Raw genomic sequence first — 24063 nt, forward strand, 5'->3', positions numbered from 1 at the left:
GTGAATCAATGGCCACAGGAGGTGGAGTATGCGGAGTTTACCGATTCGGTTATCCAATGAAATCGACGACAGTTTGAACGATATTGCCCGGCGTCACGGGATGGCCAAAACCGACGTCATACGCCTGGCGTTTGCTTTGATGACGATTGCCGACCGTGAGTGGATGAAACAGGATGGTTCCCGCCTCGGTATCGTGCGTGAAAGCGACGAGGGGCTGGAGGCAGTCGCCGTGGTGGTGGGGATTTTTCCATGAAGCCGCAACATGAGCGCCCGCAGCTCGATGCTGAAAGGTTGTATTTGGATCCTTCGCTGGTCTTCGACGAAATGGAGCGGCTGCGCCTGGCGCGCCAGGTATTGTGCGGGATATTTGCGGTCAGCGTGGGCGTATTCGCCGCCCACGCATATTGGGACAAAAACGAAGCGCTCGGTCAAGTGTTCGAGCTGGTGAAGATCGGCGCCTTGCCGCTGGTCACGCTGGTGGTCTCTTTTTACTTTCCCAACAGCGCGTCCAGATAAGGCGCCGCGTTAATGCGACTTCATGCCCGCCGCAGTCATCAGCAGGCGGAACAGCGAGGCGACCACGAACAGCCCCAGTACGCTGGCGCTCCAGATGATCACCAGCCAACCGATGCGTTTCCACCAGGGCGCCGGAGCGGCGGCTGCCGTTTTATCTTGCATAGCGTCCTCCCTCCTCAGTGATAGCCGTGCTCATGGCTGATCTTGCCGCGGAACACGTAGTAGCTCCAGAAGGTGTAGACCAGGATGATCGGGATGATGAACAGCGCGCCCACCAGCATAAAGCCGAGGCTCTGCGGCGGCGCGGCGGCGTCCCACAGGCTGATGGCCGGCGGGATCAGGTGCGGCCAGATGCTGATGCCAAGCCCGCTCAGGCCGAGGAACACCAGCAACAGCGTCAGCATGAACGGCGAGTAGTGCGCGCCGCGTTTTACCCCGCGGTGAATACCCCAGGCGCTGAGCAGCACCAGCAGCGGCACCGGCAGCAGCCAGAACAGGTTCGGCAGCGTAAACCAGCGGGCGGCGATTTCCGGATGCGCGATCGGCGTCCAGATACTGACTGCGGCCAGCACCAGCAACAGGATCGCCAGCAGCGGCGTCGCCAGGTAATACATGCGCGCCTGCAGATCGCCGGCGGTTTTCATCACCAACCAGGTGCAACCGAGCAGGGCGTAGGTTACCACCAGCCCCAGCCCGCAGAACAGCGCGAACGGCGTCAGCCAGTCCAGCGCGCCGCCGGCGTAGGTGCGGCCTTCGACCGGGAAACCGTTGATCACGGCGCCCACCACTACCCCCTGGCTGAAGGTGGCGAAGAGAGAGCCCCAGATGAACGCTTTATCCCAGATATGGCGCTTCTGCGGTGTCGCCTTGAAGCGAAACTCGAAGGCCACGCCGCGGAAAATCAGCCCGATCAGCATCAGCGTCAGCGGGATCGCCAGCGCGTCGAGGATCACCGAGTAGGCCAGCGGGAAGGCGCCGAACAGCGCCGCACCGCCCAGCACCAGCCAGGTCTCATTGCCGTCCCACACCGGGGCGACGGTGTTCATCATCAGATCGCGATCGCCGCTCTCTTTCACCCACGGAAACAGGATGCCGATGCCCAAATCGAAACCGTCCATCACCACATACATCATGGTGCTGAACACGATGATCACAAACCAAATCAGCGGAAGATCGATACCCATGTTCAGCTCCTGTCGTCCAGAGTGTCGTTGACCGCGGACAGCGGACGCGCCGGGCGGCCCTCGGTATTGTCTTCTTGGTGCTCATGCGGCTGCGGCCCTTTGCGGATCAGGCGCATCATGTAGGAGTAGCCCACGCCGAATACCGAGCAATAGACGATGATAAACGCCAGCAGGCTGATGCTCATGTGCAGATCGCCGTGCGCGGAGACCGCATCCTTGGTGCGCAGCAGGCCATACACCACCCACGGCTGGCGGCCGATCTCGGTGGTGAACCAGCCCGCCAGCAGCGCCAGCAGTCCGGATGGGCCCATCCACAGAATGAAGTACAGGAACGGGCGCGACTGATACAGCCCGCCGCGCCAGCGCAGCCACAGGCTCCACACCCCGGCCAGGATCATCAGCATGCCCAGCCCGACCATGATGCGGAACGACCAGAACACCACGGTGGAGTTGGGGCGATCTTCCGGCGGGAAGGATTTGAGCGCCGGCACCTGCTCGGTCAGGCTGTGCGTCAGGATCAGGCTGCCGAGGTAGGGCACTTCCAGCTTGAAGCGGGTCTCTTCACGCTGCATGTCCGGCCAACCGACCAGGATCAGCGGCGTGGCTTCGCCCGGCGGGTTTTCCCAGTGGCCCTCGATGGCGGCGATCTTCGCCGGCTGATGTTTCAGCGTATTCAGGCCGTGCGCATCGCCGATCAGCGCCTGCACCGGCGCGACGATCAGCGCCATCCACATCGCCATCGACAGCATCTTGCGCATCGCCGGCGTATCGCGGCCGCGCAGCAGGTGCCAGGCGGCGGAAGCGCCGACGAAGAACGCCGAGGAGAGGAAGGCTGCGGTGGACATGTGCAGCAGGCGATACGGGAAGGACGGGTTGAAGATCACCTTCAGCCAGTCGACCGGCACCACCTGGCCGTTGATGATTTCGTGTCCCTGCGGGGTCTGCATCCAGCTGTTGGAGGCCAGGATCCAGAAGGTGGAGATCAGCGTGCCGAGCGCCACCATGCAGGTGGCGAAGAAGTGCAGCCCTGGGCCGACGCGGTTCCAGCCGAACAGCATCACGCCGAGGAAACCGGCTTCGAGGAAGAAGGCGGTCAGCACTTCATAAGTCAGCAGCGGCCCGGTAATGCTGCCGGCGAACTCGGAGAAGAAGCTCCAGTTGGTGCCGAACTGGTAGGCCATCACCAACCCGGAAACCACGCCCATGCCGAAGTTAACGGCGAAAATCTTTGACCAGAAATGGTAAAGCTCACGATAGGCTTCATTGTGCGTTTTCAACCATAATCCCTCCAGCACCGCCAGATAGCTGGCTAAGCCGATGGTGATGGCGGGGAAGATGATATGGAAAGACACGGTGAAGGCGAACTGTATTCTGGCGAGTTCCAGTGCATCAAGACCCAGCATGGCGCCTCCTAGGGTTGAACATAAATTAACCTCTTGAGTATAGCTGTCATTTTTATGTGAAAAGCTTGGCGTGAAGTTAATCACGAAGTACAGTGACTATAATAGTGACAGTTATTTTACTTTTTCATATAACAGTTAATGGTTATGACCCGATACGAGCAGCTTGCGCAACAGATTAGAGAACAGATCCAGAACCGGGTGTGGCGGGCAGGCGACAAGCTGCCTTCGCTGCGCGAGAGCGGCAAACGCGCCGGATTAAGCTTGATGACGGTGGTGCAGTCTTACCAACTGCTGGAGAGCCAGGGGTGGATCGTCGCCCGGCCGCAGTCGGGTTACTACGTGGCGGCGCGCCCGCAGCCACTGCCTCAGCCTTCGCGCGGCGAGAAACTGTTGCTGAGCGAGCAGGTGGACATCAACGCCTTTATTTTTGACGTGCTGCAGGCCTGCAAGGATTCGGACATCGTGCCTTTCGGTTCGGCCTTTCCCGACGCCACGCTGTTCGCCCAGCCGAAGCTGGCGCGGGCGCTGAGCAGCGTAGCGCGCAAGTTCACGCCGCACAGTTCGCTGGCCAACCTGCCGCCGGGCAACGACGCGCTGCGGCGGCACATTGCCCAACGTTATGCGCTGAGCGGCATGCAGGTTGCGCCGGACGAAATCGTTATCACCGCCGGGGCGATGGAGTCGCTCAGCCTCAGCCTGCAGGCGGTGACCCAACCGGGCGACTATGTGGCGATCGAGTCGCCGGCGTTTTACGGCGCGCTGCAGGCGCTGGAACGGCTGCGGCTGAAGGCGGTGGCGATCGCCACCCATCCGCAGGACGGCATCGATCTGGACGCGTTGCAACAGGCGGTGGAGCAGTATCCGATCAAAGCCTGCTGGCTGATGACCCACTTCCAGAACCCGCAGGGTGCCACCCTGCCGGAGGCCAACAAACAGCGTCTGGTGGCGCTGTTGCGCGAGCGGCAGATCTCGCTGATCGAAGACGATGTCTACGGCGAGCTGTACTTCAGCGCCGAACGGCCGCTGCCGGCCAAGGCGCTCGACAGCGGCGGCCAAATCCTGCACTGCTCGTCGTTTTCCAAATGCCTGGCGCCGGGTTTTCGCGTCGGCTGGGTGGCGGCGGGGCGTTATGCGCAGCAGATCCAGCGTTTGCAGCTGATGAGCACCGTTTCCACCAGCGTGCCGACCCAGATGGCGCTGGCGGATTATCTGCTGCACGGCGGCTACGACACTCACCTGCGGCGGTTGCGCCGCCTGCTGGCCCAGCGCCAAAGCGCGATGCGTCAGGCGATTGCCCACCATTTCCCGCCGACGGTAAAGGTCAGCCAGCCCGACGGCGGTTACTTCCTGTGGCTGGAGCTGGATCCGGCGCTGTCGTCGATGGAGTTGTACCGGCGGGCCCTTTCCCGGGGTATCAGCATCGCGCCGGGGCGCATGTTCACCACCGGCGACCATTTCAACCACTGCTTCCGTCTCAACGCCTCTTTTGAATGGAATGACCGCTTTGAAGAGGCGATCAAAACCTTAGCCAAACTTATCCGGGGGCTGGCGGCGGCCGGTTGAGCCGCGTTTTTCACGCCGCTTCGCCCCAGAAAAATTCATAATGCTTTTTTCGGCAATGGAATGCCGGTTTCGTTGTTAGACAGCCCTCCAGCCGCCCATTACTCTGCGATAAATTTTGTCACATTTTTATCAACGGGTAGACGAGGGGCAGTGGGTGAGTAGAATAAAAAACAAGCTAAACAAACTGTTGCGTTATCGGTTGACGCCGCTGGCGTTGATCTGCGCGCTGGGATTGAGCGCCGGCGCGCAGGCGGAAACGCTGGCCGAAGGCATCACGCCGGCCAGCGACGTCAGCCGGGTGCCGGCCGCCGCCAAGCTGCGCAAAGACACCGTGGTGGCGGGCATCTCGGAACCGCAGGGGATTTTCAACCCGTATCTGTTCACCAACGGCTGGGACGAGAACGTCACCGACGTGATCTTCAGCCGCCTGATCGGCCTGGACAGCCAGGGCAAGCCGGAAGGACGCCTGGCGGAGTCCTGGCAGGTCAGTCCCGATAATCTGACCTACACCATCAAGCTGCGGCCGAATCTGGTCTACAGCGACGGCTCGCCGCTGAAGGCCGACGATATCGCCTTTACCCTGACGCTGTTGCACGATCCGGCCTATGACGGCGACACTGACATCACGCCGGCGCACATTCAGGGCGGCGCCGAGTATAAAAACGGCACCGCCGCCGGCATCAGCGGCCTGAAGGTGATCGACGATCGCACCATTCAGATCGTCACCACGCAACCGGGCGCTACCACGCTGCAACTGATCGGCGGCCCGGTGCTGTCGCGGGCTTACTACGGCAAAGACTATCAGCGGGGCAAGCTCGACGGCGTGCGCGCCTTGAACGGCAAACCGCTCGGCAACGGCCCCTATATTTACGACAAGTACGTGCCGGGGCAGGAGATCCGCTTCCACGCCAATCCGAACTTCTACCTCGGTACGCCGCCGATGGCGCGCTTTATCTACCGCGTCACCAACCCGGCCACCAACTTCCAGCTGTTCCAGACCGGTGAGACCGACTACGACGCCTTTACCGCCAAGCCGGACGATATCGAACAGCTCAAGCTGCTCGGCTTCGCCAATATCAACCTTTACAGCTCAAGCGATTACAGCCGCATCGACTTCAACCTCAAGCGTCCGGCGCTGCAGGACAAGCGGGTGCGCCAGGCGATGATTTACGGCCTGGATCGGCAAAAGCTGATCGCCGTGGTGTACCAGGGGTACGGCAAGGTCGCCAACCAGCCGATTTCGCCTATCTCCTGGGCCTATGACGCGAATGGCATCAATCCTTACGCTTACGATCTCGATAAGGCCAAAAAGCTGTTGGACGAGGCGGGCTGGCAGGTGGGCGCTGACGGCATCCGGCAGAAAGACGGTAAAAAGCTGGAGCTGACGCTGCTGGTGACCAAAAAGCTGATCAACGACGCGCTGGTGCCGATCGCCAAGGATAACTACCGCCGGCTCGGCGTGGTGCTGAAACCGCAGGTATTGGATTTCAACGCGCTGCTGGCGCAGCGCAAGGCGGGCAATTACGACCTGGCGTCCCTCAGCACCAGCACGCTGAACGATCCGCACGACGGCGTACGCGACTTCATCAGCCGCGAGAGCGAGACCGGCTATCACAACCCGCAGGTGGACGCGCTGATCGCCAAAGCCAATGCCACGCTGGATATCGCGCAGCGCAAGCCGCTGTACCACCAGCTGTACCAGGCGCTGTCCGACGATCCGCCGGTGATCCTGCTCGGCAACCGCGAGATTTTGAGCGCCAGCAGCGCGCGCGTCACCGGCTTTAAACCGGATATCTACAACGGATTGGTCGGCAGCCTGCCGAACGTCAAACCGGCGCCGTAACGCCCTGACGCCGCCGCGCCATTCCGGGCGGCGGCGATGGAACCCGCGATGAGAAATTTTATCCTGCGCCGTCTGCTGCAGACGATCCCGATGCTGCTGTTGGCTTCCTTGCTGATTTTTTGCATTTTCGCCCTGGCGCCCGGCGATTTTATCGACGGCAACATCAATCTGACCGCGCAACGCGCCGCCGAGCTGCGGGCGCTGTACGGGCTGGATCAGCCGTTGTTCAGCCGCTATCTGCACTGGCTTGGCCGGCTGCTGCAGGGCGACCTCGGCTTTTCACTGCAGTACCAGATCCCGGTCAGCACGCTGCTGAACCAATACATCTGGAATTCGTTCCTGCTGGCGGCGGTGGCGATGGTGTTGTATTGGGGTATCGCGCTGGCGGTGGGAGTGATCTCGGCGATGAAACCCTATTCGCTGTTCGATCATCTGATCACCGTGGCGGTGTTCGCCGCCATGTCGTTTCCGACGTTCTTCCTGTGCCTGTTGCTGATCAAATGGTTCGCCGTCGATCTGCACTGGCTGCCGGCGGGCGGCATGCTGCGCACCGGCAGCGAGGCGAGCGGGCTGGCCTGGGCGCTGGAGGTGGCGGCGCACCTGCTGTTGCCGGTGCTGGCGCTGGTGATGCTGCAGGCCGGCAGCCTGACGCGCTATTTCCGCGCCAGCATGCTGGAGGTGATCCGCATGGACTATATTCGCACCGCGCGCGCCAAAGGGCTCAGGGAGAAAACGGTGATCCTCAAACACGCGCTGCGCAATGCGCTATTGCCGATCATCACCCTGCTGGGGTTCGAGCTGCCGGGATTGTTCTCCGGCGCACTGATCACCGAAAAAATCTTCAACTGGCCGGGCGCCGGACACATCCATATCGATTCGCTGGCGGCGCGTGATTACCCGGTATTGATGGGGTTCACGCTGTTTCTGGCCGCCTTGACCATTCTCGGCAATCTGCTGGCGGACATTCTGTACGCCTACGCCGATCCACGCATTCGCTTGAGGTAACACGATGTTGGCTACGTTGTTTTTCGGCCGCCGTCGCCGCTGGCGCCAGGCGCAACTGCCGGCGCTGGCGCAACTGTCGCCACCGCCCGCGGCGCAGGCCTGGCGACGGCTGCGTCGCCACCGGCCTGCGATGATTTCGCTGGCGTTGCTGGTGCTGTTGGCGTTGCTGTGCCTGATTGGGCCGTCGTTGTCGCCGTGGCGCGACGATGCCGGCGATGTGCTGAATATCAATCAGGCGCCGAGCGGCGCGCACTGGTTGGGCACCGACTTTCTCGGCCGCGATATCTGCACCCGGCTGCTGCTGGCGGGGCGGATATCGCTGACCATCGGCCTGGTGTCGATGTTGCTGTCGGTGACGCTGGGCTACGTGCTGGGGGCGCTTTCCGGTTATCTGGGCGGCGTGGCGGACCGGCTGATCATGCGCTTCGCCGATCTGCTGATGACCATTCCCGGCCTGCCGCTGTTGATCATCATGGGCGCGATGCTGACCGAACTCGACGTGTCGCCGGACTACCGCATCTACATGGTGATGATCATGCTGAGCCTGCTGGGCTGGCCGTCATTGGCGCGGCTGGTGCGCGGCCAGATCCTGTCGCTGCGCGAGCGGGATTTCATGCTGGCCACCGAGGTGCTGGGTCTCTCCACCCGGCGACGCCTCTTCGGCCATCTGCTGCCCAACACCGTACCGATTCTGGTGGTGGTGGCCACCATGGCGGTGGCCAACGCCATTCTCAGCGAATCGGCGCTGAGTTACCTCGGGCTGGGCGTGGTGCCGCCGACGCCGTCGTGGGGCAACATGATGGACGCCGCCAACAGCCTGATCGACTTTCAGCGCCGGCCCTGGCTGTGGATGCCGCCCGGGCTGGCGATCTTCGTCACCGTGGTGGCGATCAATATCCTGGGCGACGGCCTGCGGGACGCGCTCGATCCGAAAATGAATGGAGTAACACGATGAGTCAACCGCTGGTGGCGTTCGACCGACTGTCGGTGTCGTTTCAGGGCGAGCAGGGGCCGGTGCGGGCGGTGCAGCAGGTCAGCCTGGAACTGCAGGCCGGGCAAACGCTGGGGATCGTTGGCGAATCGGGCTGCGGCAAAAGCGTGACCGCCATGGCGCTGATGGGGCTGTTGCCGCAGCCGCTGGCGCAGGTAGACGGCGGCGAGATTCGTTTTGAAGGACAAAACCTGCTGTCGCTGCGGGCGGCGCAGATGGCTGATTTGCGCGGCAACCGGCTGGCGATGATCTTTCAGGAGCCGATGAGCGCGCTCAATCCGGTGCTGACGCTCGGCGAACAGCTGCTGGAGCCGCTGATTCGTCATCTGGCCCTGTCGCCGAAAGCGGCCTGGCGTCAGGCGGTGCAACTGCTGGAGGAAGTGGGGTTGGCGCGCGCGGAGGCGCTGATGCGCTGCTACCCGCACCAGCTTTCCGGCGGCATGCTGCAGCGCGTGATGATCGCCATGGCGATAGGGTGCCGGCCGGCGCTGCTGATCGCCGATGAACCGACCACGGCGCTCGACGTCACGGTACAGGCGCAAATCCTGGCGTTGCTGCGCGAGCAGAGCCGGCGACACAATATGGCGATGATCTTAATCACCCACGATCTTGGGGTGATCGCACAAATGGCGGATCGGCTGGCGGTGATGTACGCCGGGCGTGTCGTCGAGCAGGGAACGACGCGGGAAGTGCTGGCCGAACCGCGGCACCCTTATACTCAGGGGCTGATCGCCTCGCGGCCGGTGCCGGGGCAGCGGCGTCGCCGTTTGTACTCCATTCCCGGCCAGGTGCCGGATCTGGCGCGGCTGCCTGAACACTGTGCGTTTGCCGAGCGCTGCGCGCAGGCCACCGCGCGCTGCCGCGACGGCATCCCGCCGTTGTACGGGACTCAGCAGCGCCAATCCGCCTGCTTCCTCAACGCCGGAGGGCGCCTGCATGTCGACTGAACCCTTGGTGGAAGTGAAAGGATTAAAGAAATATTTCCCGCTGCGCGACGGGCTGTTCGGGCGAACCACCGGCCAACTGAAGGCGGTGGACGACGTCAGCTTCAGCATTCGCAAGGGCCGCGTTTTCGGGCTGGTGGGCGAGTCCGGCAGTGGCAAAACCACCGTCGGCCGCACGCTGCTCGGCCTGCACGATAAAACCGCCGGTGAGGTGATGTTCAAAGGGCAGGCGCTGGATAGCCTCAGCAAAGACGCGCTGCGCGCCCTGCGGCCGAAAATGCAGCTGGTGTTTCAGGATCCGTACAGCTCGCTGAATCCGCGTCTGCGCGTGGGCGACGCCATCGGCGAAGCGCTGTTGCAGCATGGCCTGGCAAGCAAGGCGGAACTGCGCGAACGGGTGCTCGATACCCTGGCGATCTGCGGGCTGTCGCCGCAGCATTACGGGCGGTTTCCCCATGAGTTTTCCGGCGGCCAGCGGCAGCGCGTCGGCATCGCGCGCGCGCTGATCCTGCAACCGGAATTTATCGTCGCCGATGAACCGATATCGGCGCTCGACGTGTCGATTCAGGCGCAGATCATCAATCTGTTTTCCGATTTGCAGGAAAGGCAGGGGGTGACGCTGCTGTTTATTTCGCACGATCTCGGCGTGGTGGAGCATCTGTGCCAGGACGTGGCGGTGATGTATCTGGGGCAGATCGTCGAGAGCGCCGACCGCGATTCGCTGTTTCGCCAACCGCTGCATCCCTACACGCAGGCCTTGTTGGCGGCGGTGCCGACGCTGGATGCGCACCGTTCGCCGGCGTGGGTGGCCGGGGGCGAAGCGCCCAATCCCGCCAACCCGCCGCGCGGCTGCCGTTTCCATCCCCGCTGTCCGCTGGCCACGGCGCAATGCCGTGAACAGGCGCCGCATCTGCGCAGCGTGGCGCCCGGCCATCAGGTGGCTTGCCACGTGGTTGGCTAGCGTCAGGACAGGTAGTGCTTCAACGCGCGCCCGGCCTGGTGGATCGCCGAATGCACCGCCGGGACGTGGGCGAGCGGATTCAACAGGCCGTAATCGTGGATCAGGCCGTTGTAGCGGGTGGCGGTGACCTCGACGCCGGCGGCGTCAAGCAGACGCGCGTAAGCTTCCCCCTCATCGCGCAACACGTCCAGCTCGGCGGTCTGCACCAGCGCCGGCGGCAAGCCCCGCAGCTGTTCCGGCGTGGCGTTGAGCGGCGAGGCGTAGATCTCTTTGCGCTGCGCCTTATCGGGCGCATAGCTGTCCCAAAACCACTTCATCATGTTGCGGGTCAGGAAATGGCCTTCGGCGAACTGATGATAGGAATCGGTATCAAAGTGGGCGTGCGTGACGGGCCACAGCAGGATCTGGCAACGCAGCGCCGGTATGCCTTTCTCTTTGGCCATCAGGCTGACCACCGCCGCCATATTGCCGCCGACGCTGTTGCCGACCACCGCCAGCCGTGACCCATCGACATTGATTTTTTCGCCGTACTCGGCCACCCATTCCGTGGCGGCGTAGGCCAGATTGATCGCCTGAGGATAATGCGCTTCCGGGGAGCGTGGGTAGTTGACGAATACCGCCGCCGCGCCGGAGCTGTAAACCAGATCGCGCACCAGCCGCTCATGAGTGGGAAAATCGCCCAGCACCCAGCCGCCGCCGTGAAAGAACATGAATACCGGCAACGCCTCCTTGACCCTGGCCGGCCGCACCAACTGCAGCAGAATATCCTGGCCCTCAACGTGGATGGTTTTCTCGCTGATCTCCACCTCGCGCAGCGGCACGTCTACGCTGCGCTGCGCCGCTTCCAAAACTCTGCGCGCCTCTTTGGGCTTCATCTGCTCCATGGGTTTACCGCCACCGGCATTCAGCGCGTCGAGAAACGCGCGGATGTCGTGTTGGGCGTGCGGCTGGCTGAGATCGACGGTTTTCTTGGGCATGGTGGCTCCTTGTGCGCAGAAGAGAAGGGGCGGTCAGGATCACAGTGTAGTCGCTGGCGTACAAAGCAGGAACCGCGGTCAGCGCGGCTCCTTTTTCGCGAGTATGGCGGGTGGCGCCTCTGCGTCGCTGCCGCGTTGCACCATGCTGGCGCGCCGCTGCACCCGATGGGGGCAAAAAGTGTGATAGCGAGCAAATTGGGGGAAATTATTTTTGCGAGCCCGATCAGAAATCCTGAAGTTTTTCGTAATTGAATAGGATTTCGCACGCAATGATGATTTTAGGCCTTATTTTTTAATTTATGCATTACCAATGCATAGAAAATGAATAAATATTCATTATAAGCCGTTGTTTTAACGTAAAAAATAGCCAAATCCGGCAAAAATCCCGTTTTGGCACGATAGCTGCTCTACACTCTTTATCAAACGACATGTATTTTAACTGCTCGTTAACATTTACTCCCCGCTCAGGGACCGGATATACGCCATAAATAGTGAAAAACCGATTTTATGTAACAGATTTGTTTCTAAATCAGCGGTAAGGGACAGCATTTTCTCCGCCGCGAAAGTCGGTTTTGAACAACGGTTTTTTTGCATTGTGGCGGTCTAACCGGGCTTGAGCGGCCCTTACAGTCAAAATTCAGCCTTTGCTGAGATTATGAGGTCACTATGGAACAGCCAATCGCAGTTACCCGCCAGTCTTTCGATGACTGGATGGTCCCGGTTTATGCCCCTGCCGATTTTATTCTGGTGCGTGGCGAAGGATCGCAGGTGTGGGATCAGCAGGGTAAGTCTTACATCGATTTCGCCGGCGGCATCGCGGTTAACGCGCTGGGCCATGCGCACCCGGCGGTCAAGGCGGCGCTGGTGGAGCAAGCGGGCAAACTGTGGCATCTGGGCAATGGCTATACCAACGAACCGGTGCTGCGTCTGGCCAAAAAACTGATCGACGCCACCTTCGCCGACAAGGTGTTTTTCTGTAACTCGGGTGCAGAAGCCAACGAGGCGGCGCTGAAACTGGCGCGTAAACACGCGCACGACCAGCACGGCGCCGGTAAAGATCAGATTGTGGCGTTCAACAACGCGTTCCACGGCCGCACGCTGTTCACCGTCTCCGCCGGCGGCCAGCCGAAATATTCGCAGGATTTTGCGCCGCTGCCGGGCGGCATCACCCATACGCCGTATAACGATCTGGCCGCAGCGGCCGAGCTTATCAACGATCGCACCTGCGCGGTGATCGTCGAGCCTATTCAGGGCGAGGGCGGCGTGCTGCCGGCGGAGGCCAGTTTCCTGCAGGGGCTGCGTGAACTGTGCGATCGTCATAACGCGCTGCTGATCTTCGACGAAGTGCAGACCGGCGTCGGCCGCACCGGCCATCTGTATGCCTACATGCAGTACGGCGTGGTGCCGGACGTGCTGACCACCGCCAAAGCGCTGGGCGGCGGCTTCCCGATCGGCGCGATGCTGACCACCGATGCGCTGGCGAAAACGCTGGGCGTCGGCACCCACGGCACCACCTACGGCGGCAACCCGCTGGCGACGGCGGTGGCGGGGGAAGTGTTCTCCATCATCAACACGCCGGAAGTGCTGGAAGGCGTCAAACAACGTCACCAGTGGTTCATCGACGGGTTGAACGATATCAACCGTCAGTACCCGATCTTCGCCGAGATCCGCGGCGGCGGTTTGCTGATCGGCTGCCAACTGAAGAAAGACTATGCCGGCAAAGCGAAGCAGATCACCCAACTGGCCAACGAAGAAGGCGTTATCGCGCTGATCGCCGGTCCGGACGTGGTGCGTTTCACGCCGTCGCTGATCATCCCTGAGCAGGATGTGAAAGAGGGGCTGGCGCGATTCGCGCGCGCCGTGGCGCGCATTTGCAGCTAATCAGCGGGCTGCGCCTTCACCGGCGCAGCCTGATTCAGAAGAGGTTCGCATTATGATGATTATTCGCCCTATAGAGCGTCGCGATCTGGCGGATTTACTGACGCTTGCCGGTAAATCCGGCATCGGTCTCACTTCACTGCCGCAGAATGAAGATACCTTGTCGGCGCGCATTGAGCGGGCGTTAAAAACCTGGCAAGGCGAACTTCCGCAAAGTGACCAGTGTTATTTGTTCGTGTTGGAAGACAGCGAGCGCCGGCAGGCGGTGGGGGTCTGCGCAATTGAAGTGGCCGTCGGCCTGGCGGAACCCTGGTACAGCTTCCGCGTTGGCACGCAGGTGCACGCCTCCAAACAGCTGAACGTCTATAAATCGGTGCCGACGCTGTTCCTCAGCAACGACCATACCGGCCATTCGGAGCTGTGTACGTTGTTCCTCGATCCGGATTATCGCCACGGCGAGAACGGCAAGCTGCTGTCGAAGGTGCGTTTCCTGTTTATCGCCGCGTTCCGTGAACGCTTCTCCCGGCGTCTGATCGCCGAGATGCGCGGTTTCTCCGATGAAAACGGCCGTTCGCCGTTCTGGGAGAGCGTCGGTCACCGTTTCTTCTCCATCGAGTTCGCCAAGGCGGACTACCTGAGCGGCACCGGGCAAAAGGCGTTTATCGCCGAGCTGATGCCGAAACACCCGTTGTATGTCGATTTCCTGGCCGAAGATGCGCAGAAAGTGATTGGCGAAGTGCACCCGCAAACCCTGCCGGCGCGCCGCCTACTGGAGGCGGAAGGCCTGAGTTATCAGGGCTACGTCGATATCTTCGACGGCGGCCCGACGCTGGAAGCGGAGATCGACCATATCCGCGCGGTGAAGCAGAGCCGCCTGGTGAAAGTGGTGCTGGATGACACGCCGATGCGCGCCGATGCGCCGGTGCATCTGGTGGCCAACGACAACTATCAGAATTACCGCGCACTGTTGGTCAATGCCGATCTGTATGACGACCGCCTGCATATCAACGCCGCCACCGCCGCGGCGCTGGGCGTCGAACAGGGCAGCCCGGTGCGGGTGCTCCCCCTTATTGCACAGGAGAAAGCATGATGTCCCATCCTGCTCTGTTGGTTAATGGCGTCTGGCGGCAGGGCCGCGGCGCCGAGTTTGGCAAGACCGACCCGGTCGGCAATCAGCCGCTGTGGCGCGCCAACGCCGCTGACGCCGATGACGTCGCCGCCGCCTGCGAAGCTGCGCGCGCCGCTTTCCCCGCCTGGGCGCGCACGCCGTTCGAGCAGCGTGAACAGCTGGTGAAACGCTTCGCCACCTTGCTGGAAGAACACAAACAGTCGCTGGCGGAAACCATCAGCCGCGAGACCGGTAAACCGCGCTGGGAAACGCTGACCGAAATTCAGGCGATGATCGGCAAGGTTGGCATTTCACTGCAGGCCTATCAGACGCGCACCGGTTTTAGCCAGACGGCGATGGCCGACGGCGCGTCGGTGTTGCGCCATCGTCCGCACGGCGTGCTGGCGGTATTCGGGCCTTACAACTTCCCCGGCCATCTGCCCAATGGCCATATCGTGCCAGCGCTGTTGGCCGGTAACTGCGTGGTATTCAAACCGAGCGAGCTGACGCCGTTGACCGCCGAGGAGACCCTGAAACTGTGGCTGCAGGCCGGTCTGCCGGACGGGGTGATCAATCTGGTGCAGGGCGGCCGGGAAACCGGCGAGGCGCTGGCGGCCAGTGCGGATATCGACGGGCTATTGTTCACCGGTAGCGCCGGGACTGGCTACCATCTGCACCGCCAATTGGCGGGGCAGCCGGAGAAGATCCTGGCGCTGGAGATGGGCGGCAACAATGCGCTGATCGTCGACGGTTTCGAGGATCGCGACGCGGCGGTCAACCTGGCTATCCAGTCGGCATTTATCTCCGCCGGTCAACGCTGTACCTGTTCGCGTCGCATTCTGGTGAAGCAAGGGGCGGAAGGCGATGCCTTTATCGCGCGTTTGGTTCAGGTGGCGGGCGAACTGCGCGTCGGCCGTTGGGATGCCGAACCGCAGCCGTTCATGGGCGGGGTGGTGTCGGCTGCCGCGGCGGAAAACATGCTGAAAGCGCAGCAGCGCTTGCTGACGCTGGGCGGCAAATCGCTGCTGGCCATGCGTCTGCTGGAGCCGGGCAGTTCGCTGCTCAGCCCGGGCATCATCGAGCTGACCGGCGTGGCCGGCGTGCCGGACGAAGAGTACTTCGGGCCGTTGACCACCATCGTGCGTTACCGCGATTTCGACGAGGCTCTGCGGCTCGCCAATCAGACGCGCTACGGCCTGTCGGTGGGGCTGGTCTCGCCGCAGCGCGAGCTGTTCGAGCGGCTGTTGCTGGAAGCGCGCGCCGGCATCGTCAACTGGAATAAGCCGCTGACCGGGGCGTCCAGCGCGGCGCCGTTCGGTGGCGTGGGGGCCTCCGGCAACCATCGCCCAAGCGCCTTCTATGCGGCGGACTATTGTGCCTGGCCGATGGCTTCGCTGGAAAGCGAAAGCCTGTCGCTGCCGGCCACGCTCTCGCCGGGCTTGTCGTTCCGTTAATCGTCTGCGGCGGCGCAATGGCGCTGCCGCACGCTATCCCCAGGGGATGAACATGTCAGGATATGAAGTCAATTTCGACGGTTTGGTGGGGCCGACGCACCACTATGCCGGGCTGTCGTTCGGCAACGAGGCGTCGACGCAGCATCAAAACAGCGTATCGAACCCGAAGCTGGCGGCGAAACAAGGTTTGCTGAAAATGAAGGCGCTGGCCGATCTCGGTTTCCAGCAAGGGGTCTTGCCGCCGCAGGAGCGGCCGCATTTGCCGATGCTGCGTCGCCTGGGTTTCAGCGGCAGCGATGAGGCGGTGCTGGCGCAGGCGATGCGTCAGTCGCCGCGCCTGCTGTCGGCGCTCAGCTCGGCGTCGTGCATGTGGACCGCCAATGCGGCCACCGTGTCGCCTTCGGCGGACAGCGCCGACGGCAAGGTGCACTTCACCGCCGCCAACCTGAACAACAAATTCCACCGCGCCATCGAAGCGGAAACCACCACCGCCGTATTGCGGGCGATGTTCAGCGACGATCGGCATTTCGCCCACCACGAGGCGCTGCCGCAGGTGGCGTTGTTCGGCGACGAAGGGGCGGCCAACCATAACCGTTTGGGCGGCGACTACGCCAGGCGCAGCGTGCAGGTGTTCGTCTATGGTCGTCAGGAGTTCGGTGGCGAAACGGCGCCGGCGCGTTATCCGGCGCGCCAGACGCGCGAAGCCGGCGAGGCGATCGCTCGCCTGCACCAGTTGGATGAACAGCATACGGTCTTCGTGCAGCAAAACCCGGCGGTGATCGATCAGGGCGTGTTCCATAACGACGTGATTGCGGTCAGCAACCAGAACGTGCTGTTCCATCATCAGCAGGCGTTTTACCGCCAGCAACAGGCGCTGGATGAAGTGCGCCGCAAGATGGCGACGCTGGACAGCGAGCTGGTGGCGATCGAAGTGCCGACAGAGCGCGTCTCGGTAGCGGACGCGGTGGCGACCTATCTGTTCAACAGCCAAATTCTTACCAAACCGAACGGCAAGATGATGATCGTCGTGCCGGAGGAGTCGCGTCAGCACGCCGGCGTGTGGCGTTACCTCAACGACATGGTCGGCAGCGGCGGCCCTATCGATGAAATCCGCGTGTTCGACCTGCGTGAAAGCATGCGCAACGGCGGCGGCCCTGCCTGCCTGCGGTTGCGGGTGGCGCTCAACGAACAAGAGTTGAGAGCGGTCAATCCGCGCGTGATGATGAACGATCGGCTGTTCGCAACGTTGAACGAGTGGGTCGATCGTCATTACCGCGACCGCCTGACGCAGGATGACCTGGCCGATCCGCTGCTGCTGCGCGAAGGGCGCGAGGCGCTGGATGCGCTGACGTCGATCCTCGGTCTCGGCGCCATTTATCCGTTCCAACGCTAAGGGAGGCAGCATGATCGATCTACTGCCCCTGACGCTGGAAGGGAACGAACCCGTCGAATGGCAAGGTGAAACACCGCAGCTGCGGTGGCGCTGGCAGGGGGAAGGGGTGCTGGAGCTTACGCCACGACAGCCTTACCGCCAGGCGATGGTGATGTCGGCGGGCGTGCACGGCAATGAAACCGCGCCGATTGAACTGCTCAATCAGCTGGTCGGCGATCTCCTTGCCGGCCGGTTGCCGCTGACGGTGCGACTGTTGGTAGTGCTGGGCAACCCGGCGGCGATGCGGGCCGGCAAGCGTTATCTGCACAGCGACATGAACCGCATGTTCGGCGGCCGCTACCGCAACTTCGCCGCCAGTGGCGAAACCGTGCGCGCGCAGCAGTTGGAGCGTGCGCTCGCCGCCTTTTTCGATGGGGAGCAGGCGGCGCGTTTCCATTACGATTTGCACACCGCCATCCGTGAATCGCGTTTGCCACGTTTCGGCATTCTGCCCTTTCAGAAACGCCCGTACAGTGAGCCGATGTTGAAGCTGCTGGATGCCGCCGATCTGGATGCGTTGGTGGTACACAGTGCGCCGGGCGGGACTTTTAGCCATTACTCCAGCGAACATCTCAATGCGGCGAGCTGTACGCTCGAGCTGGGCAAGGCGCGGCCGTTCGGCAGCAACGATCTGCAGCAGTTTGCCGCCATCGATCGCGCTCTGCGGGCGGCGGTCAGCGAAGGGGCGCTGCCGGCGCGTGCGGGCGCCGAGATTCGGGTTTTTCGTGTGATGCACTCGTTGATCAAGCACAGCGAAGATTTCAAACTGCATCTGGACGATGACACGGCCAACTTCACCGAACTGCAACCGGGTATGTTGCTGTGCGAGCAACCGCAGGAGGACTATCGCGTGGGCCAGGAGGGGGCGTGGATACTGTTCCCTAACCCCAGCGTGGCGTTGGGCCTGCGTGCCGGCATGTTGTTGAGCGAAGTTTCCCGCTCTACGCTGTATTGATTTATCCACGGTGGCGCCGTCAGCGCGCCGCCGTTATTCCTTTCATTATTTTAATCTGCTATTTCCCGCTATTTTTATTCCCGTAAGGCGAATTTTATTCGTTACTAATCCGCGTCTTTATACGAATGAATAGAAGGCAGTGTCAGGTCGTTATCTGAAAGCCTTAATTGCCTGGTGAGTTTGTTAAGATAAAAATGTGAAATAAGTAACGTTTTTAATAACCATGCTAATCTTGTTGTTACTTTTGAATCGCGCAGAAAGCACTCAAAACGAAACTGAATTGCACTATAATGGTGCATTGCACCGTTTTGGTTATAACTTATGTGATAAAAAATTCTTATATTCAATGGGTTGAGTGATTTCTTTTTTGTAATATTTAGTTACACATAAACATGCTTTCTCCTCGTTGTTTCATGAACTTTTTGATTTTAAGTTTTGATTCATGATGCTAATGTCACATCACCCCGGCATTAGGGGAGCTCATAAAATACCAAAAGATAAAATCACAGCCCAAATTATAAATTGGGCGTGACGGGCAGGGTTCTAATTATAATATCTAGGAAAATAAATGATGAAACGCAGTGTATTAGCCTTAGCTGTCGCCCTCGGGGCGATCACCTCCTTCGCCAACGCGGCTGAAATCTACAATAAGGATGGCAATAAACTCGACCTGTACGGCCGCGTTAACGCCAAGCATTATTTCAGCGACAGTAAGTCCAACGACGGTGATATGACCTATGTTCGTCTGGGCTTCAAAGGCGAAACGCAAATCAATGACCAGTTGACCGGCTACGGCCAGTGGGAATACAACGTCCAGGCCAATCACGACGAAGCGCAGGGCACCGCCGGCACCAAAACGCGTCTGGGCTTCGCCGGCCTGAAATTCGGCAACTACGGTTCTTTCGACTACGGCCGTAACTACGGCGTGGTGTATGACGCCGAGGCTTACACCGACATGCTGCCGGAATTCGGCGGCGACTCCTACAGCTATACCGATAACTTTATGACCGCCCGTTCCAACGGTTTGGCCACCTACCGCAACCGTGATTTCTTCGGTTTGGTGGAAGGCCTGAACCTGGCGGTGCAGTATCAGGGTAAAAACGACGGTGACGGCCGCAGCGTGACCAAGCAAAACGGCGACGGTTACGGCCTGTCTCTGGACTACCAGGATATCGGCGGTTCCGGCATCGGCGTAGCGGCGGCGTTCTCCGATTCCAACCGCACCAGCGCTCAGAAAGCGCTGCAGTATGGCAAGGGTGACAGCGCTACCGCCTGGACCACCGCGGTGAAATACGACGCCAACCAGGTTTACTTGGCTGCGATGTATGCCGAAACCCGTAACATGACGCCGATCAGCGTCAACGGCACTTCCGGCTTCGCCAATAAAACGCAAAACTTCGAAGTGGTGGCTCAGTATCAATTCGAGAACGGCCTGCGTCCTTCCGTGGCCTACGTGCAGTCCAAAGGCAAGGATATCGAAGGGATCGGTGATGCCGACCTGGTGAAATACGTGGAAGTGGGGGCGACTTACTACTTCAACAAAAATATGTACACCTACGTCGATTATCAAATCAACCAGCTGAGCGACGATAACAAACTGAAACTGGCCAACGATGATATCGTGGCCGTCAGCCTGACGTATCGTTTCTAATCTGCAATTTCATTACCTTCATCCTGTGTCGGGATTGGTAATCAGGCAGGGCGCAAGCCCTGCCTTTGTTTTATCGGGATCTCAGCCTTTGGGCGCCAGCCCGACCAGTTCAATGGCGGAACGCAGTGCGACGAAACGTTGCTGATCCTGCTCACGCTCTATTTCGTCCACCAGCTGTGAAAGAATATTGCCGCCGGATACCTTTTTATGTTTTTGGATTAACTGCAACACTGCGTCGCCTAACGCCAGGCTGACGTCGCGCAGCAGAGTTTCATATTGCTCGTTGGAATGAGCCGATGCTGGCATGACCTTTCTCTGTCTCTCTCTTCTTCGGGAGCCGCAATTTAGCAAAACAGCGGCCTTATGCCTCAGAGGAAGACGAAGTTTCCGATGAAATCAGAAATTCCTCAGCATTGCGCGGGGAGCAGGTTAAAAATCCGAATATTCGCTGGCTGGCAACCAGAAGCCGTCGATAAACTCTTCCATGGGATAACAGCCGGCGTGTCGCAAGTTCTGTTCCTTCATCGCGACCAGGCATTGCGGCTCGTCGCGCAATATATCGACCACCATTTCACTGCAGCCGCCATCCAGATAACAGACAAACATCACCAATGCGTACATCGTCGCACGCCTCCTTCGTCGAGTTGCCTTGTCTGCAACAGTGTAGGTAGAAAAGCGCGATTTTTCAGCATCATTGCACGATTAATCGCCATGGAAACGCCGCTGACGACACTTTCGGAATACTCTACCCGTTTCTGACGCCGTGAGCGGATGGCATATCCTTTTGTCGATGCTAAGCTTAACAAGCCTTACTTAAACGCATTACTGCAACCATCAAAAGGAGTGAATATGGGCTTGTTTAACTTCGTCAAAGAAGCGGGCGAAAAACTGTGGGATACAGTCACCGGCAATGCCTCCGCCGAAGATCAAAGCGCCAAACTCAAGGAGCATCTCGATAAGAGCGGCCTGCCGGGCACCGACAAAGTGAATGTGCAGGTGGTCGATGGTAAAGCCGTAGTGACCGGCGACGCCGTCAGCCAGGAGTTAAAAGAGAAGATCCTGGTGGCTATCGGCAACGTGGCAGGTATCAGCGGTGTGGAAGACAAGGTGGCGGTAGCGCAATCCGACGCCGAGAGCCGCTTCTATACCGTGAAGAAGGGCGATACGCTGAGCGCGATCTCTAAAGAGATGTACGGCAACGCCAATCTGTACAACAAGATTTTCGAAGCCAACAAGCCGATGCTGTCGAGCCCGGACAAGATTTATCCGGGGCAGGTGTTGCGTATCCCGCAATAACGCGTCGGTCTACCCTGGCCCGGTCACGTACCGGGCTTTTTTTTTGCCCTCTGCAATCGGCGTCTCTTATTTCCTTGCGCTCTCCATGCCAGTTACATCTCCCCTGTGTACTTGCTCGCTCGCCGGCAGGCGCGGTGTTGACCCTGATGGGGAAAATTGATAGCGTCATCCCCCGGTTGAGGCCGGAGCGACCAAGTCAGCGACGTTGGCGCCTTATTCTGAGGGGATGTTTTGCCCCGTCAAACAGCAATGCAGCAGTTGAACGAGTGAAAACCGATTTAGTGAAACAAGAGCGTAACGCCTCAACGGATAAAAACTATCGAGAAACCTTGGGTGATGCGCAATTTGCGATCGTCGTATTGGCGGTGGCGTCCTGCTCACTGATTATCTTTACGCTGGCGGTCACGCTGTGGGTGACCTGACGCGATTAACTAGGGGAGATAAAATGGAGCCTAATCTCCATGATGAAACCAAACTGCTGGCGATCATCGGCCTGTTGGTGTCCGTGCTGCTGGTGGTATCAATTCTCTTTGGCGTGACCTATTTCTCCGATCTCAGGCACGCGCATGACGATATAGACATCAAGAGCTGCTATATCAAAGCCCCCTGAACCGCGCGAACGTGCCTGCACGTCGCCGCTCTGCGGAGGAGCTGTCCTGTGTTAAGCTTGGGCGGTTACCCTTGGCGAATCGGCGCCATTCAGGAGGTCTTTGCGATGAGTCAGCCACGTCCTACGCTCTCTTCACCTTCACGCGAGTGCCCCGTCGTTGACGGTGTGCGCCAGATACAACGTATTGCCGTGCGTAACGCCGAAGTGGGGGGCATTCCGATCAACCGTGCGTTGCCAACCCGGGAGCGGCGCACCGTCGGCGCCTGGTGTTTTCTCGATCACGCCGGGCCGACGGTATTCAACGGCACTTCGCCCGGCATGGATGTGGGGCCGCATCCGCACACCGGGCTGCAAACGTTCACCTGGATGATAGAAGGTGAGGTGCTGCACCGAGACAGCCTCGGCAGTGAGCAGGTGATTCGTCCGGGTCAGGTTAACCTGATGACCGCAGGGCACGGCATTGCGCATACGGAACAGTCGGTGGGTGAGCAACGGCGATTGCATGCTGCGCAATTATGGATCGCGCTGCCGGCCGAACATGCCGACATGGCACCACGCTTCGATCATTATCCTGATTTGCCGCAGTGGCAGAATAATGGCGTGAATCATCGTTTGTTGGTTGGGGAATTTGGCGCTTATTGTTCACCGGTGTTCACTCTTTCGCCATTAATCGCCATTGATCTGGAATGGGAAGAAGCGGCAAGAATCGAATTGCCGTTGCACGATGATTATGAAATCGGCTTTTTGCCCCTTATTGGTGCATTTGAACTTAATGGTGAAACCTTTTCACCTGATGAATTCGCCTATTTGGGCATAAAGAATAACTCTATTGGGTTAAATGCACGGAAGGGGAGCCGGGGATTACTCATCGGTGGGGCGCCATTAAACGAAGAGATCCTTATCTGGTGGAATTTCGTTGGCCATACCAAGGCTGAAATTACTCGGGCTCAGCATGATTGGGAACAAGGCGCGCCGCGTTTCCCGCCGGTTAGCGGTTATTCTGGTGAGCGCATGACCGCACCGCGCCTGCCCTGGAACGATGTTTGATAGCGTTAGGATATAATCGCCGCGATTATTCGGCTTATTTCGCTCTAATAAGGCGTAATTAATGTGATCGCGGCTCCAGCTTTACGACAATATAAGGTTTCTCGGCGGAAAAGTGATCTGGCGCATATAACGACAGTGAGAAGAAGTTTAGGATAATCCTCAGGAAGTCAGGTTGTCTCCCGTTAGTCAGATGTCAGTGAGGTCATTATGAGCCAGGTACTTTATCGTGCAAGATTGTCCCATGTCGTGGTTGCCACGGCGCTGTTTTGGGTCTCTGTCGCGGCATTGTTGGTCGCCGTATTAAACTAACCTCAAAAAATGACTCCTGCATAAACCCGCTTCGGCGGGTTTTTTTATCTCCGCCGATGGGGAGGTGAGCGAAGGCGTTTATAATTGATGGCATCTTCAATAAACGACTGGAACCATCATGAAGTTCTTTGCCGATATTTTGCTGCTGCTCATCGCAGCGCTCCATCTTTATATCCTGGTGCTGGAAATGTTCCTGTGGCGTACGCCCCTCGGCAGGCGCGCATTTGGCACAACGGCGGAGTTCGCCGCAGCCACGCGGGTGTTGGCCGCCAATCAGGGGTTGTACAACGGCTTTCTGGCGTTGGGGTTGGTATGGAGCTACTGGCGTGGGGATATGGCACTGCAGCTGTTCTTGCTCGGGTGCGTGCTGGCGGCCGGGGTGTTCGGCGGGTTGAGCGCCAGCCGCAAAATTCTGTGGGTGCAGGCGCTGCCGGCCGCGATCGCGATGCTGGCGGTCTGGGGGGCGCGTTAACCCGCCGACTTGCGGCGGGCTTCAGGCGGATTTTTGGTGAATGACGTGCAACGGCGGATCGATGTGCAGATCAACGCTCAAATCCTGGCGGAAATCATAGGGTGTGATATTAAAACGCTTTCTGAACATGTAGGTGAAGTGGGACTGTGAACCGAAGCCAAAGTCCAGGGCGATGTCGAAGATCGACGCTTCACTGCTGCGCAGTTGATAGACCGCGCCGGCCAGACGGCGTTCGCGAATGTATTTACCGAGCGAAATCCCTGTCGCTTCTTTGAACAGCTTCTGCATGTGCCACAGCGAGTAGCCGGAGTACTCGGCCAGCTCTTCGAGATGGATCACTCGTCCGAGGTGAGTTTCGACCCATTTGCTGAGGGCGCAGACCAACGAGAGGTGGTGTTCTTGTATCATCAGTGCGTCAGTGTGAGACCTACATAGCGGTGAAGTATACACAACTTGCCGCCGTC

26 protein-coding genes are annotated in these 24063 nt (G+C 59.8%); 19 read left to right on the plus strand and 7 right to left on the minus strand.

Going from position 1 to position 24063, the window contains the following annotated elements; all coding sequences use genetic code 11:
• Positions 1 to 28 precede the first annotated feature (28 nt).
• Positions 29 to 253: a hypothetical protein gene (locus tag AC2CGQ_RS05275; RefSeq protein WP_004934623.1), complete on the plus strand. Its 225-nt coding sequence runs from the start codon at positions 29 to 31 to the stop codon at positions 251 to 253.
• Positions 250 to 516 (plus strand): hypothetical protein, encoded by a 267-nt coding sequence (locus tag AC2CGQ_RS05280; protein WP_033632804.1) that lies wholly within the window; start codon positions 250 to 252, stop codon positions 514 to 516. The genes AC2CGQ_RS05275 and AC2CGQ_RS05280 overlap by 4 nt, the downstream gene beginning before the upstream one ends.
• Positions 517 to 525: 9 nt before the next feature.
• Here the strand turns inward: AC2CGQ_RS05280 and AC2CGQ_RS05285 are convergent, their stop codons facing one another.
• From AC2CGQ_RS05285 to AC2CGQ_RS05295, 3 genes are read right to left on the minus strand one after another with little or no spacing between them, the layout of a single operon-like run.
• Positions 526 to 678, minus strand: coding sequence for a DUF2474 domain-containing protein (locus AC2CGQ_RS05285; protein WP_004934619.1), 153 nt, complete (start codon positions 676 to 678; stop codon positions 526 to 528).
• 14 nt (positions 679 to 692) lie between these two features.
• Positions 693 to 1700, minus strand: coding sequence for a cytochrome d ubiquinol oxidase subunit II (gene cydB / locus AC2CGQ_RS05290; RefSeq protein WP_033632805.1), 1008 nt, complete (start codon positions 1698 to 1700; stop codon positions 693 to 695).
• 2 nt (positions 1701 to 1702) lie between these two features.
• On the minus strand, positions 1703 to 3103 hold the full coding sequence (locus AC2CGQ_RS05295) for a cytochrome ubiquinol oxidase subunit I (protein WP_004934615.1): 1401 nt from the start codon (positions 3101 to 3103) through the stop codon (positions 1703 to 1705).
• Between the two features lie 144 nt (positions 3104 to 3247).
• Between AC2CGQ_RS05295 and AC2CGQ_RS05300 the strand changes: the two genes are divergently transcribed.
• The 6 genes from AC2CGQ_RS05300 (at position 3248) to AC2CGQ_RS05325 (ending at position 10410) form a co-directional block, all read left to right on the plus strand.
• Positions 3248 to 4666 carry an aminotransferase-like domain-containing protein gene (locus AC2CGQ_RS05300; RefSeq protein ID WP_088381679.1) on the plus strand — a complete coding sequence of 473 codons (1419 nt, stop codon included), beginning with the start codon at positions 3248 to 3250 and terminating at the stop codon, positions 4664 to 4666.
• A gap of 187 nt (positions 4667 to 4853) precedes the next feature.
• Positions 4854 to 6509: an ABC transporter substrate-binding protein gene (locus tag AC2CGQ_RS05305; protein ID WP_166445530.1), complete on the plus strand. Its 1656-nt coding sequence runs from the start codon at positions 4854 to 4856 to the stop codon at positions 6507 to 6509.
• A gap of 48 nt (positions 6510 to 6557) precedes the next feature.
• Entirely contained in the window at positions 6558 to 7514 is a 957-nt protein-coding gene (locus AC2CGQ_RS05310; protein WP_004934604.1) for an ABC transporter permease, read from the plus strand.
• Positions 7515 to 7518: 4 nt separating this feature from the next.
• On the plus strand, positions 7519 to 8469 hold the full coding sequence (gene opp4C, locus AC2CGQ_RS05315; RefSeq protein WP_004934600.1) for an oligopeptide ABC transporter permease: 951 nt from the start codon (positions 7519 to 7521) through the stop codon (positions 8467 to 8469).
• Positions 8466 to 9452, plus strand: coding sequence for an ABC transporter ATP-binding protein (locus tag AC2CGQ_RS05320; RefSeq protein ID WP_033632808.1), 987 nt, complete (start codon positions 8466 to 8468; stop codon positions 9450 to 9452). Before opp4C ends, AC2CGQ_RS05320 begins: the two co-directional genes overlap by 4 nt.
• On the plus strand, positions 9442 to 10410 hold the full coding sequence (locus AC2CGQ_RS05325; protein ID WP_015378177.1) for an ABC transporter ATP-binding protein: 969 nt from the start codon (positions 9442 to 9444) through the stop codon (positions 10408 to 10410). The genes AC2CGQ_RS05320 and AC2CGQ_RS05325 overlap by 11 nt, the downstream gene beginning before the upstream one ends.
• A gap of 2 nt (positions 10411 to 10412) precedes the next feature.
• On the opposite strand, the gene AC2CGQ_RS05330 is transcribed toward AC2CGQ_RS05325, so the two are convergent.
• A complete protein-coding gene (locus tag AC2CGQ_RS05330; protein WP_021503907.1) occupies positions 10413 to 11387 on the minus strand; it encodes an alpha/beta hydrolase in 975 nt (324 codons plus the stop codon).
• A gap of 666 nt (positions 11388 to 12053) precedes the next feature.
• Here AC2CGQ_RS05330 and AC2CGQ_RS05335 point away from each other — a divergent pair.
• The 6 genes from AC2CGQ_RS05335 (at position 12054) to AC2CGQ_RS05360 (ending at position 19865) form a co-directional block, all read left to right on the plus strand.
• Positions 12054 to 13268, plus strand: a complete 1215-nt coding sequence (locus tag AC2CGQ_RS05335; protein ID WP_015378175.1) for an aspartate aminotransferase family protein — start codon at positions 12054 to 12056, stop codon at positions 13266 to 13268.
• Positions 13269 to 13320: 52 nt separating this feature from the next.
• Positions 13321 to 14355, plus strand: a complete 1035-nt coding sequence (gene astA / locus AC2CGQ_RS05340) for an arginine N-succinyltransferase (RefSeq protein WP_004934585.1) — start codon at positions 13321 to 13323, stop codon at positions 14353 to 14355.
• Complete coding sequence (astD, locus tag AC2CGQ_RS05345) at positions 14355 to 15827, plus strand: succinylglutamate-semialdehyde dehydrogenase (RefSeq protein WP_131164794.1); 1473 nt, start codon at positions 14355 to 14357, stop codon at positions 15825 to 15827. Before astA ends, astD begins: the two co-directional genes overlap by 1 nt.
• A gap of 52 nt (positions 15828 to 15879) precedes the next feature.
• Positions 15880 to 17220, plus strand: a complete 1341-nt coding sequence (gene astB / locus AC2CGQ_RS05350; protein WP_015378173.1) for an N-succinylarginine dihydrolase — start codon at positions 15880 to 15882, stop codon at positions 17218 to 17220.
• 10 nt (positions 17221 to 17230) lie between these two features.
• Complete coding sequence (gene astE / locus AC2CGQ_RS05355) at positions 17231 to 18214, plus strand: succinylglutamate desuccinylase (protein ID WP_075684709.1); 984 nt, start codon at positions 17231 to 17233, stop codon at positions 18212 to 18214.
• 568 nt (positions 18215 to 18782) lie between these two features.
• Positions 18783 to 19865 carry a porin OmpC gene (locus tag AC2CGQ_RS05360; protein ID WP_015378171.1) on the plus strand — a complete coding sequence of 361 codons (1083 nt, stop codon included), beginning with the start codon at positions 18783 to 18785 and terminating at the stop codon, positions 19863 to 19865.
• A gap of 81 nt (positions 19866 to 19946) precedes the next feature.
• Here AC2CGQ_RS05360 and AC2CGQ_RS05365 read toward each other — a convergent pair whose 3' ends face one another.
• Together AC2CGQ_RS05365 and AC2CGQ_RS05370 are read right to left on the minus strand one after the other, a co-directional pair.
• Positions 19947 to 20171 carry a biofilm development regulator YmgB/AriR family protein gene (locus AC2CGQ_RS05365; protein WP_004934572.1) on the minus strand — a complete coding sequence of 75 codons (225 nt, stop codon included), beginning with the start codon at positions 20169 to 20171 and terminating at the stop codon, positions 19947 to 19949.
• Between the two features lie 123 nt (positions 20172 to 20294).
• On the minus strand, positions 20295 to 20486 hold the full coding sequence (locus AC2CGQ_RS05370) for a YdfD/YebW family protein (protein WP_004934567.1): 192 nt from the start codon (positions 20484 to 20486) through the stop codon (positions 20295 to 20297).
• Between the two features lie 228 nt (positions 20487 to 20714).
• Here AC2CGQ_RS05370 and lysM point away from each other — a divergent pair, with 228 nt between their 5' ends.
• The 5 genes from lysM to AC2CGQ_RS05395 all read left to right on the plus strand — a co-directional run bounded on the left by lysM (position 20715) and on the right by AC2CGQ_RS05395 (position 23599).
• Positions 20715 to 21161, plus strand: a complete 447-nt coding sequence (gene lysM / locus AC2CGQ_RS05375) for a peptidoglycan-binding protein LysM (protein ID WP_015378169.1) — start codon at positions 20715 to 20717, stop codon at positions 21159 to 21161.
• 266 nt (positions 21162 to 21427) lie between these two features.
• Positions 21428 to 21583 carry a hypothetical protein gene (locus AC2CGQ_RS05380; protein ID WP_004934560.1) on the plus strand — a complete coding sequence of 52 codons (156 nt, stop codon included), beginning with the start codon at positions 21428 to 21430 and terminating at the stop codon, positions 21581 to 21583.
• 23 nt (positions 21584 to 21606) lie between these two features.
• The gene (locus AC2CGQ_RS05385; RefSeq protein WP_004934557.1) at positions 21607 to 21771 is read left to right on the plus strand and encodes a hypothetical protein; all 165 of its coding nucleotides are present in this window, start codon (positions 21607 to 21609) and stop codon (positions 21769 to 21771) included.
• 105 nt (positions 21772 to 21876) lie between these two features.
• Positions 21877 to 22818: a pirin family protein gene (locus tag AC2CGQ_RS05390; RefSeq protein ID WP_076740748.1), complete on the plus strand. Its 942-nt coding sequence runs from the start codon at positions 21877 to 21879 to the stop codon at positions 22816 to 22818.
• Positions 22819 to 23245: 427 nt separating this feature from the next.
• The gene (locus AC2CGQ_RS05395; protein ID WP_015378167.1) at positions 23246 to 23599 is read left to right on the plus strand and encodes a DUF1304 domain-containing protein; all 354 of its coding nucleotides are present in this window, start codon (positions 23246 to 23248) and stop codon (positions 23597 to 23599) included.
• Between the two features lie 21 nt (positions 23600 to 23620).
• Here AC2CGQ_RS05395 and AC2CGQ_RS05400 read toward each other — a convergent pair whose 3' ends face one another.
• Entirely contained in the window at positions 23621 to 24007 is a 387-nt protein-coding gene (locus AC2CGQ_RS05400; RefSeq protein ID WP_004927697.1) for a helix-turn-helix domain-containing protein, read from the minus strand.
• Between the last annotated feature and the right edge of the window lie 56 nt (positions 24008 to 24063).

The organism is Serratia sp. DFXYC6 (assembly GCF_057196085.1).